Raw genomic sequence first — 10,631 nt, forward strand, 5'->3', positions numbered from 1 at the left:
TAAGTAACTTTGGAGCTACAGTAAAAGGAATATGCGCAACTTTTTAAAGTTAAGGACAAACCGGGATTTTGATTACAAACCACGTTTTTACAAAGGCGAGGGAAACCCTTACAAGATTGAGCATAAATTAGATCAGTTTAGGACAACTGCCACACACCAAAGAGGAATAAAACGGAAAGTAAGTAATGCCTTAAACGACCTTAAAACAGAGGGGGATAAGGATATGAAGAGGCGTTTTTTAATTATCCTTGGAATTTTGGTGTTGTTATTCCTTTTTATCATCGATTTTGATTTATCTATATTTTTAGGCTCCTAATGGCAGACATCATAAAACTATTACCAGACCATGTCGCTAACCAAATAGCAGCAGGGGAAGTGGTTCAACGACCGTCCTCAGTGGTGAAAGAGTTGTTAGAAAATGCCATAGATGCTGGAGCGGATACTATTAAACTCATTGTAAAGGATGGTGGCAAAACGCTAATTCAGGTAGTCGATAATGGTTCTGGAATGAGCGAGACGGATGCGCGATTAGCATTTGAACGCCATGCTACTTCTAAAATTACTTCTGCAGAAGATTTATTTAATTTACACACCAAAGGTTTTAGAGGAGAAGCGTTAGCTTCTATTGCAGCCATAGCACATGTAGAGTTGCAAACTAGAACTGCAACCATGGATATTGGCGTTTTAATTAAGATTGAAGGGAGCCAGATAAAAGAACAAGAAATGGTGGTGACGCCAGAAGGCACATCTATCGCTATTAAAAATCTATTTTTTAATATCCCAGCGAGAAGAAACTTTTTAAAATCTAACCAAGTAGAATTACGTCATATCACAGACGAATTTCAACGGGTAGCTTTGGTGCATCCAACCATTGCTTTTCAGTTTTATAACAATGGTTCTGAATATTTTAACCTTCCTTCAGAAAGTTTTAGGCAGCGCATTGTACATATTTTTGGCACTAAAATGAACGAGAAATTGGTGCCTGTAGCAGAAGACACAGCGGTTGTAAAACTTAATGGTTTTATTTGTAAACCAGCGTTTGCCAGAAAGAGTAGAGGAGAGCAGTTTTTCTTTGCCAATGGCCGTTTTATAAAGAGTCCATATTTGCATCATGCTGTGGTTTCGGCTTTTGAAGGTTTGCTAAAACCAGAGGTATACCCTGGTTATTTTATTTGCTTAGATGTGGACCCAAAGTCCATAGACATCAATATACATCCAACAAAAACGGAAGTTAAGTTTGATGATGAAAACACTTTATATGCAATTTTACGTTCTGCTGTAAAGCATAGTTTGGGGCAGTTTAATGTGGCACCGGTATTAGATTTTGATCGTGATCAAAATTTAGACACACCCTACGCCTACGAGCAAAAGCAGGCAAGTTTACCAAAGGTTTCAGTAGATGCTAGTTTTAATCCTTTTGCCGAAGAAAAAGTATCGACAACACAAAAAGGAGGGATAAAAGTAGCCTTGCCTAAAAAGCCAAGAACGGAAGGTTGGCAGGAACTATATGCATTTGATACTGTAGAAAATAATGTTTTTTCTAGCATTCAGGTAGAATCTGACTTAACGGAAACTAGTCTTTTTGATACAGAAGGAACAACGCAGGATGCCACCCACCAAACCTTTCAATTGCAACGTAAATTCATAGTAAGCACAGTAAAATCTGGTTTGCTACTTATTAATCAAAATAGGGCACACCAACGAGTATTATTTGAGCGTTTTTTGGAAGAAATAACTATTAAAAAAGCAGTTTCTCAGCAATTACTTTTTCCAGAAGTCTTGGAATATACAAGTACGGAGAAAGCACAAATTATGGCTGTAGAAGAGGTGTTGCATAATTTGGGATTTGATATAGATTATTCCCCAAAAAATGGGGTGGAGGTGCGGGGTGTTCCTACATTGTTGCCAGAAGGAAGTGTGGCTTTAGTCTTAGAAGACATTTTAGCTTCTACTGCTATTGGGCAAGAAGAAATAGGATTTTCTCAAGCAGAACAAATGGCAAAGATTATGAGCAATGCCTTGGCGGTCAAAACCGGTCAAGAGTTGAGCTCAGAAGCACAATTAGGATTGTTAAACGATTTATTTGCATGTAAAGAGCCCAAATTGAGTCCAACAAACAAAACAATTTATACCATTATTGGTGTTAACGAATTAGAGAATAAGTTTTAAAATGGGGAGGATTACAGAAGGGATTAAGCACTTAATCATTATAAATGTTATCTTTTTTATCGCAGGGATTTCTGGATTGGCAGATACCTTGTATCAATATTTAGCATTATGGTTTCCTTTGAACCCTAATTTTCAGATATGGCAAGTGTTTACACACATGTTCTTGCATGATTTTACGGGCTTTATGCATATTTTATTTAATATGTACGGCCTATGGGCGTTTGGTACGCCTTTAGAACGTATGTGGGGTCGTAACAAGTTTCTTTTCTTTTATTTTTCTGCAGGGTTAGGAGCGGGGTTAATACATATTGCAGCCAATTACTTTTTCTTTAGTCAAGGTTTGGATGCTGTGATGGCCAGCGGCTTAGCTAAGCAAGAGGTTATTGATGTTTTGGCTAGTGGTAGGTATAGTCCCGATTGGTATAATTTAGCATCTAAAGGAACTATAGATGGTTTTATATCAGCCTTTAATGCCCCAGCAGTGGGAGCCTCTGGTGCGGTATATGGGATTCTCGTTGCATTTGCTTTTACCTTTCCTAATGCAGAATTGATGATGATATTCTTGCCAATACCCATAAAAGCAAAATATTTTGTGCCTTTGATTATTTTGGGCGATTTGGTCTTTGGATTTAGTAGTGTAAATACAGGTATTGCCCACTTTGCACATATTGGTGGTGCACTCATAGGTTTTATAATGATGTGGTACTGGAAAAAAAATCAGTTTAATAATAATCGTTGGAACTAACCATGAAAAATGGTAATCTACAATATCAGTTTGCAAGGCTTTCTATAGCAGAGAAGTTAATAGTTGTCAATATCATCATTTTTATTGTAAGTGGCTTAATACAAGCTTTGTTTAGTACTAGTCCTAATACGGTAATGGGCTGGTTTCAATTGCCTAAAAATTTTGGGGAATTTATAGTACAGCCTTGGTCTTTAGTTACGTATTCTTTTTTTCATAGCGGAATTGGACATATATTTTGGAATATGTTGATGCTTTGGTTTGCCAGTCGTATTTTTTTAAACCTTTTTGATGCACAACGCTTTCTAACCGTCTATTTTCTTGGAGTTATTGTAGGTGGACTGTTTTTTTTATTGAGCTATAACATCTTTCCTGCGCTATTAAATACTAACACAGCATTGATTGGTGCTTCTGCTGGGGTTACAGCAGTATTACTGTTTGTATGTAGCTACATACCAAACCAGGATGTTAGAGTTTTTATCGTGAATGTAAAACTATGGCATGTGGGGGTGTTTTTTGTGTTAATCGATTTAATACAAATTCCATATGGTGGTAATATTGGTGGTAGGTTGGCACATTTAGGTGGTGCTTTAATAGGGTATATCTATGCACGGCAATTACTAAATGGAAACGATATAGGGGCTGGTTTTTCTACATTTATAGAAGGTTTTCAAAATATATTTAAACCAAAAGAAAAGAAACCCAAGTTTAAGAAGGTATACAAAAACCAAGCTGCAAGCAGCACTACAACAAGGGATTATGATAAGGTTGCAAGACAGAAAAGGATAGATGCTATTTTGGATAAGATTAGCAAAAGTGGTTATGAGAGTCTGTCTAAGGCAGAAAAAGATTTTTTGTTTAAAGCTGGTAAAGAAGATTAATTAGCGTAGTGAGATTGTCCTTTTGTTTACGTTGGTTAGTTAAAATTAATCTTGTAGTTGTTCTAATTACAGTTTTGTTGATTTTGTCTAGTTTTTCAAAAGAAAGTTTTTTTGGAGTCTTTTCTTTTCTAGGTTTGTTTATTCCTGTAATAGCCTTTGTACATTTTGGTTTTATTGTATTATGGTTAACGACTAAAAAAAAGTGGCGAGCTTTGTATTCTGTGCTGTCCATTGTTTTTATTTATTACGCTTTTGGATTGTTTTTCAGACCATTTTCTGGCCCTGGTGAAGAAACCATTTCAATCATGTCCTTTAATGCAAGAGGGTTTAATAGATATGATTGGATGGCAGATGAGAAAGGAGGGGACAGAATATCTAAGTTTTTGAATAAAAAATTTCCTGATATACTTTGTATTCAGGAACATACAAGAATTCGTTACAAACAACTGAAGTCCTATAAATACAGGGCGGAAACTCCCTATGGCTCCGACAAATCTACACAAGCGATTTTCACTAAATATCCAATAGTTAATAAGGGGTCTTTAGATTTTCCAGGGACAATTAATAATGTAATATTTGCGGATATTGTTATTCAAATGGATACGGTGAGGGTATATAATGTCCATTTGCAATCATATGTTGTAGATCCAAATGGAGATGTACTAGAAAAAGGAAAATATAAAAGTACTCTGAAAAAGATATGGTATGCGGTTGGTAAACAACATGAACAAGCATACCTATTAAAAAATCATATAAAGACTTCTGGTATACGTAAAATTTTAATTTGTGGCGACTTTAATACAACGCAGTTTTCCAATATTTATAGAACAATTAAAGGTAATCTACAAGATTCATTTTTAGAAGCGGGTAGTGGGTTTGGTAAGACATTTGATTTGTATGGATTTCCTATGCGTATTGACTACATTTTAGCAGACGATAATTTTGAGATTACATCACATAAAAACTATGATATACAATTGTCAGACCATTATCCAGTAATGGCAACTGTAAAATTTAGGGAATAAACTGGCAATCTACAATATCTGCTAGTATATGTATTAATAATGCTAAACCAATAATTCTCGTTTTTTTTACTACAAATAGGCTTACATAAACCATTATAGCCCAATAGGTGTGTAGGGGATGAAAGTTAATACTGCATCTATTAGGGTCAAATACAGGTGTACTCAATAGGTGGTCAAGGTCTATCACTATGCCTAATAGTAAGATTAGGCTAACTTTTTTCCATTTGTGAGGATATATGGTGGCAGCTAGCATAACCGGTACTAAGAAATGTATGCCGTAGTGCAAACAAAACCTAAGCATGTAAAAACGATAAATCCACCTCTTTTAAAAGACTTAGCGTATATGGTCCTTCATTAAATAACAAATCTAATGCACTAGTATTGGGTATAAAAGCATGGCGGTCCATGAATACTTGATTGTATTTGGGGGCATTAAAAGGGAATTGTTGCTTAGCATTCACCAAAAAACGACCATCTTGATGGCCCTCTATTGTTTTATGATAGGTTTCTGTTTTAGGAAAACCTAAATTTATGCTCAAGGCATCCTCAAAAAAACGCAAAGTATCAAAATTAAAATCGATAAGATACGTGTAATCTTTTGTGAATAACGGTGCTAATTCGTCTTCATAAAATTCAAAAAATGGTGACGTGCGATAAGCCGTTTGCAGCGTACGCCAATGCTGCCGTTGCCATTGCTCTTTATTATCAATCTTAACCTCACTATACTTTTGTCTCCCCTCGTTCTTCTTAATATGCTGTATAGGTATGGTCAGTGTATGTTTACCTTGGTCTGTACAGATATGATATCTATTCCGATAGGTTTGCTTCTGGAAATTATCTTGTGCTTCCCAGATACCTTGATGCTGTATGGCTGTTGTAAGGGTAGCAATATTGGGAAAACAAACAGGATGTAAAACTATAGTCGCCAATGTATTAAATTAAGCTTCTTCTGATTTTTTCTTCTTTTTTCTAAAGAAATCGAACACAAAATAACCCGCAAGCGCAATTAAAAAGAATTTAAAGTAAGATCTAGGTTCGCCACTACCACCAACTGTTGTAAATACACGATCCCAACGTACTTTTTCATTAAATTTAATACCGTCTTGAAAGTTGTCAAAACTCATCCAAATGAATACAGGTTTACCTACGATGTGATTCTCTGGAACAAAGCCCCACGTTCTACTATCTTCAGAATGGTCGCGGTTATCCCCCATCATCCAAAAATAGTCCATTTTAAAGGTGTAACTATCTGCCGGTTTTCCATTAATCAAAATCTGGTTTCCAGATACCTTTACTGTATTATGTTCGTAGTCTCTAATCACCTTTTTGTAAAGCGGTAAATTTTCTAAAGTAAGTTTAATACTTTTGTCCTTTTCCGGAATATATAGTGGTCCAAAATTATCGTTATTCCAGCTGTATAGCTTGTTCTGAGGAAAAATGTTATAACCTGCCTTGCCTTTAGGCTCTACTGCTCTAACGACAGAATCTACACTGCTATTCTTTTCTAATGTAGCTTTCATATCTTCTGTTAAATTCACCAAACGTTGCCTTGGTGTCTCTTCAGAAAGATTCGTTAATCTTGCATTTCGTATCACCTCAACAGGAATACCGTTCTGATTGGTAATAAGCGAAATTTTGCCATCAGAACGCTTGTCTGCAGCGAGTAAATAGGGCGTAAGAATTTGAAGTTGCTGCTGTGTAATAGGTTCGCTTACATACGTTCTCTGGAAACTGTCTGCTCCAACTTCGTTTAAAATACGGCTACTTACCCCTTTGTTAGCGTATACTATGTTGTTAAACATTGGTTTTGCGCGGTCATCTAGCTGTAATTCTTTACCATCTATATAAACGTCACCATCTATTACAGATAAAGTGTCTCCTGGTGTACCCACACATCTTTTTACGTAATTGGACTTTTTATCAATAGGCTTTTTTACACCCTGTTCTTTAACAAAAAACTGCCTAACCGTGTCTGCAGGCCAACTAAAAACAACGATATCATTTTTTTTGGGCGACTGAAACCCTGGCAATCTAAAATATGGAATTTGAGGCTTGTTTAGATAGGATTTAGTGCCAACAATAGGCAAGGTGTCGTGTACCATAGGAGCGGCAACCGCCGTCATAGGTGTTCTCGCTCCAAAATGAAATTTACTTACAAATAAAAAGTCGCCCACACGTAAGGTGCGCTCTAAAGAACCCGTAGGTATTACGTAGGGTTGTATAAAATAGGTATGTACCAAGGTGGCGGCAACTATAGCAAATACAATGGAACTTACCCATTCACCAACACCTGTAGTTGGTTTTAAACTACGGTCTTCTATATATTTTGCATCCATGGTGTAATTGACTACATAGATGTAAAATCCTAGGGTTAAAATTACTGCCCATGTTTGCCATAATTTGTTTTGTCCAAAACTTCTTATAGTTTCTACCCAAATTACAGGAAACATCAATAAGTTTATAATGGGGATAAATAGTAGTATAGTCCACCATTTTGGCCTATTGATGATTTGCATTAAAATTATAGCGTTGTAGACAGGTATTGCTGCTTCCCAAGCTTTTCTGCCAGCTTTAACATACAATTTCCAAGTGCCAAGAAAATGAATGACTTGTACTATTAGTATAAATAAAATCCACTGGGTACTATCCATAATTAATTGTTTATCTCGTAATCAGACAATAATTTATCGTGTTTGTTACCAATTAACTTAGGTTTAACACATCTTTCATGCTGTAAACACCTGTTTTGCCTTGCAGCCATTCTGCGGCAATGATTGCGCCCATTGCAAAACCATTGCGGTTGTGTGCAGTATGTTTTATTTCGATGCTATCTACATCACTATCATATTTTATGATGTGTGTGCCTGGAACTTCTCCTTCTCTAATGGAGGTAATGGCAATTTCATCGGGATGTGCACCTACCAATTGCCATCCTGAATAATCAGAATTAGCAATTATGCCTTCGGCAAGGGTAATCGCTGTGCCACTAGGGGCATCTATTTTATGTACATGATGAATTTCTTCCATATGGGCATGGTAATCCTTAAAACCATTCATCATTTGGGCTAGTCGTTGGTTCAACTCAAAAAATAGGTTTACGCCTAGACTAAAATTTGAGCCATAAATAAATGCGCCGTTTTTAGCTGAACACAAGGCGATTGCTTCTTCATATTTGGCCAACCAACCTGTGGTGCCAGATACAACCGGAATACCTTTCTCAAAGCACAAGGAAATGTTATTGAAAGCTGCATCTGGAGTACTAAAATCTATAGCTACATCTATCGCGTCAAAGTCTAGTTGATTTACATCTGTATCTAAATCTACTTTAGCAATAATGGTATGGCCTCTTTCTGTTCCTATTTTTTCTAACATACGGCCCATTTTACCGTAGCCGAATAATGCAATGTTCATAAGCTTAAAATTTTACTACCAACGTAAAGCCATAGCTTGGGTCGCCCGTAACTTCGTTGAGGTCTAGGTATGGTGATATGTCGTAGGCTAACTTATCACTAACATTAAATTGTTTTAAGTGTGCGGTTACATTGGCATCAATTATATTTAGTGCGTAAATACCAATGTTCAGCAATAACCACAAGTCTCTAGATTGCTGTATGTTTTCTTGTGCGTTCTCTAATCCTTCTGTAGATACGTTAATGACACCATTGCCATCTGGGTCATAAAACTCATCATCTGTAAAACCAGCCTTTCTACGTTTAAAAGCATTTCTGTACCTTCTGTATTTGGTATGTTCTGTAGAATAATTGTAGATACCCCAACCCATAATACCCCAAACAATGGGTGCTTTCCAATATTTTTTATTGTAAATCTGCCCTAAACCTGGTAAAACTGCTGAGTAAAATGCTGCTTTACTTGGGGCTAGTGGGTCAATAATTTCTGGAACATAAACAACTTCTTCAACAGTAATTCCTTTAGCTTTTGCGTTTGCTTTAATGGAATCCACAGCAGAAACGTTCCTAATAGAATCGGTTTCTACTTGAGCTAGAGCGACAAAAGAAAAAAGTAAGCATAGGGTAGTATGAAAAAGGGAATTATTCACCCGAAAGTATTTTTTGTAAACGTTGAAATTCTTCTTTGGAATGAAACGGAATTACAATTTTACCTTTTCCGTTGGCCGAAGCTGTTATGTCCACCTTAACGGCTAAATTGTCTTTTATGGCATCAAAGCGTTCTTGTATAAATTCTGGCAACTCTTTTTTTGCCTTTTTAGCTTTTGCACTGTTTTTATCACCACCTTCTTTATAGGCCTTTACCAATTGTTCTGTATCTCTTACAGATAATCCTTCAGCAACAATTTTCTCGTAAACGTCTATCTGGTCTTTGTTTTTTTCAATATTTACTAAAGCTCTACCATGACCCATACTTATAAAGCCATCTCGCATCCCTGTTTGTATAATAGGATGTAATTTTAATAGGCGTAAATAATTAGTTATTGTAGAACGTTTTTTGCCAACGCGGTCACTTAATTTTTCTTGTGTGATTTCAATCTCATCAATCAATCTTTGATAAGATAGTGCAACTTCTATGGGATCTAAATCTTGGCGTTGTATATTTTCTACCAAGGCCATTTCTAACGACTCTTGATCATTGGCTATCCTGATGTAGGCAGGTATGGTCTCTAAACCAACAATTTTAGAGGCTCTAAACCTACGTTCCCCAGAAACCAGTTGAAACTTGTTATAGTCTAATTTACGTACGGTTATGGGTTGTATAATCCCTAATTCTCTAATGGAGACGGCTAGTTCTTGCAGTGCTTCATCACTAAAATTTGTTCTTGGCTGAAAAGGGTTTACCTCAATAGAATTCAAATCTAATTCTACCACACTACCAATAACTTTATCCGCATTTTTATCAGTAACGGATTGTATGTCGTTTTCTGGATCTTTTAATAAAGCGGAAAGCCCTCTTCCAAGGGCTTGTTTTTTAGTTGCCTTCGCCATTTAAACTTTTTCCTTGTTTTTATTCAATATTTCGTTGGCCAAGTTTAGATAGTTGCTTGCGCCTTTGCTGCTTGCATCGTATTTAATAATACTTTCTCCGTAACTTGGTGCTTCACTAAGTTTTACATTACGTTGTATTATGGTGTCAAAAACCATATCTGCAAAGTGTTTCTTTACTTCTTCTACCACTTGGTTAGACAGGCGTAATCTAGAATCATACATAGTAAGTAGCATACCTTCAATATCCAAATCTGTATTGTGGATTTTTTGTACACTTTTTACTGTGTTCAATAGTTTACCTAGTCCTTCTAGAGCAAAATATTCACATTGTATAGGAATGATAACAGAATCTGCTGCCGTTAGTGCATTTAAGGTAAGTAAGCCTAAAGAAGGTGCGCAATCTATTAAGATGTAATCATAGGCATCTTTTAGGCCAGCGATTGCTTCTTTCATCATATATTCCCTGTTGTCTTTATCTACCAATTCTATCTCAATAGCAACAAGATCTATGTGAGCAGGTATTAAGTCAACATTTGGAGATTCGGTGGTTACTACAGTTTCTTTTGCCTTGTATGTGTGCTCTAATAACTGATAGGTACCCAGTTCTACACCTTCTACATCTACACCTAGACCAGAAGTGGCATTTGCTTGGGGGTCTGCATCAATTAGTAACACCTTTTTTTCCAGCACTCCTAAAGAGGCGGCAAGGTTAACGGTGGTGGTTGTTTTACCAACCCCTCCTTTTTGATTTGCAATAGCAATGATTTTGCCCATTGAACGCGTTAAGTTAGGGGTTAAAAATACAATTATTTACAACGCTAAAAAACGGAAATTGTTAACACTGGGTGAATAACTT

12 protein-coding genes are annotated in these 10,631 nt (G+C 36.3%); 5 read left to right on the forward strand and 7 right to left on the reverse strand.

The window, feature by feature from the left end:
* The first annotated feature begins 31 nt into the window (after positions 1–31).
* The 5 genes from FBT53_RS09545 (at position 32) to FBT53_RS09565 (ending at position 4,817) form a co-directional block, all read left to right on the forward strand.
* On the forward strand, positions 32–316 hold the full coding sequence (locus tag FBT53_RS09545; RefSeq protein WP_136950959.1) for a riboflavin synthase subunit beta: 285 nt from the start codon (positions 32–34) through the stop codon (positions 314–316).
* Complete coding sequence (gene mutL / locus FBT53_RS09550; protein WP_136950960.1) at positions 316–2,169, forward strand: DNA mismatch repair endonuclease MutL; 1,854 nt, start codon at positions 316–318, stop codon at positions 2,167–2,169. Before FBT53_RS09545 ends, mutL begins: the two co-directional genes overlap by 1 nt.
* A gap of 1 nt (position 2,170) precedes the next feature.
* Complete coding sequence (locus tag FBT53_RS09555; protein ID WP_136950961.1) at positions 2,171–2,914, forward strand: rhomboid family intramembrane serine protease; 744 nt, start codon at positions 2,171–2,173, stop codon at positions 2,912–2,914.
* 2 nt (positions 2,915–2,916) lie between these two features.
* On the forward strand, positions 2,917–3,792 hold the full coding sequence (locus FBT53_RS09560; RefSeq protein WP_136950962.1) for a rhomboid family intramembrane serine protease: 876 nt from the start codon (positions 2,917–2,919) through the stop codon (positions 3,790–3,792).
* A gap of 77 nt (positions 3,793–3,869) precedes the next feature.
* Positions 3,870–4,817, forward strand: a complete 948-nt coding sequence (locus FBT53_RS09565) for an endonuclease/exonuclease/phosphatase family protein (RefSeq protein WP_169630346.1) — start codon at positions 3,870–3,872, stop codon at positions 4,815–4,817.
* Here the strand turns inward: FBT53_RS09565 and FBT53_RS16275 are convergent.
* Genes FBT53_RS16275 through FBT53_RS09600 form a run of 7 tightly spaced genes read right to left on the reverse strand, consistent with a single transcriptional unit; the run spans position 4,807 to position 10,549 of the window.
* Positions 4,807–5,118, reverse strand: a complete 312-nt coding sequence (locus tag FBT53_RS16275) for a DUF6122 family protein (protein WP_136950964.1) — start codon at positions 5,116–5,118, stop codon at positions 4,807–4,809. The genes FBT53_RS09565 and FBT53_RS16275 overlap by 11 nt on opposite strands.
* Entirely contained in the window at positions 5,111–5,746 is a 636-nt protein-coding gene (locus tag FBT53_RS09575; RefSeq protein ID WP_136950965.1) for a WbqC family protein, read from the reverse strand. The genes FBT53_RS16275 and FBT53_RS09575 overlap by 8 nt, the downstream gene beginning before the upstream one ends.
* A gap of 9 nt (positions 5,747–5,755) precedes the next feature.
* Entirely contained in the window at positions 5,756–7,468 is a 1,713-nt protein-coding gene (lepB, locus tag FBT53_RS09580) for a signal peptidase I (protein WP_136950966.1), read from the reverse strand.
* Between the two features lie 52 nt (positions 7,469–7,520).
* Positions 7,521–8,228, reverse strand: coding sequence for a 4-hydroxy-tetrahydrodipicolinate reductase (dapB, locus tag FBT53_RS09585; protein ID WP_136950967.1), 708 nt, complete (start codon positions 8,226–8,228; stop codon positions 7,521–7,523).
* Positions 8,229–8,232: 4 nt separating this feature from the next.
* Positions 8,233–8,874: a DUF5683 domain-containing protein gene (locus tag FBT53_RS09590; protein ID WP_136950968.1), complete on the reverse strand. Its 642-nt coding sequence runs from the start codon at positions 8,872–8,874 to the stop codon at positions 8,233–8,235.
* Positions 8,867–9,775 (reverse strand): ParB/RepB/Spo0J family partition protein, encoded by a 909-nt coding sequence (locus FBT53_RS09595; RefSeq protein ID WP_136950969.1) that lies wholly within the window; start codon positions 9,773–9,775, stop codon positions 8,867–8,869. Before FBT53_RS09595 ends, FBT53_RS09590 begins: the two co-directional genes overlap by 8 nt.
* The gene (locus FBT53_RS09600; RefSeq protein ID WP_136950970.1) at positions 9,776–10,549 is read right to left on the reverse strand and encodes a ParA family protein; all 774 of its coding nucleotides are present in this window, start codon (positions 10,547–10,549) and stop codon (positions 9,776–9,778) included.
* Positions 10,550–10,631 lie beyond the last annotated feature (82 nt).

Origin of the sequence: Flavobacterium sp. ASW18X (assembly GCF_005144745.1) — a bacterium.
In the GTDB taxonomy this organism is placed as follows: Bacteria; Bacteroidota; Bacteroidia; order Flavobacteriales; family Flavobacteriaceae; genus Croceivirga.

Bases quoted from the DNA above. Each gene is read 5' to 3' on its own strand.
- FBT53_RS09545 (WP_136950959.1), top strand. From the start codon at position 32: ATGCGCAACTTTTTAAAGTTAAGGACAAACCGGGATTTTGATTACAAA.
- mutL (WP_136950960.1), top strand. From the start codon at position 316: ATGGCAGACATCATAAAACTATTACCAGACCATGTCGCTAACCAAATA.
- FBT53_RS09555 (WP_136950961.1), top strand. From the start codon at position 2,171: ATGGGGAGGATTACAGAAGGGATTAAGCACTTAATCATTATAAATGTT.
- FBT53_RS09560 (WP_136950962.1), top strand. From the start codon at position 2,917: ATGAAAAATGGTAATCTACAATATCAGTTTGCAAGGCTTTCTATAGCA.
- FBT53_RS16275 (WP_136950964.1), bottom strand. From the start codon at position 5,118: ATGCTTAGGTTTTGTTTGCACTACGGCATACATTTCTTAGTACCGGTT.
- lepB (WP_136950966.1), bottom strand. From the start codon at position 7,468: ATGGATAGTACCCAGTGGATTTTATTTATACTAATAGTACAAGTCATT.
- dapB (WP_136950967.1), bottom strand. From the start codon at position 8,228: ATGAACATTGCATTATTCGGCTACGGTAAAATGGGCCGTATGTTAGAA.
- FBT53_RS09595 (WP_136950969.1), bottom strand. From the start codon at position 9,775: ATGGCGAAGGCAACTAAAAAACAAGCCCTTGGAAGAGGGCTTTCCGCT.
- FBT53_RS09600 (WP_136950970.1), bottom strand. From the start codon at position 10,549: ATGGGCAAAATCATTGCTATTGCAAATCAAAAAGGAGGGGTTGGTAAA.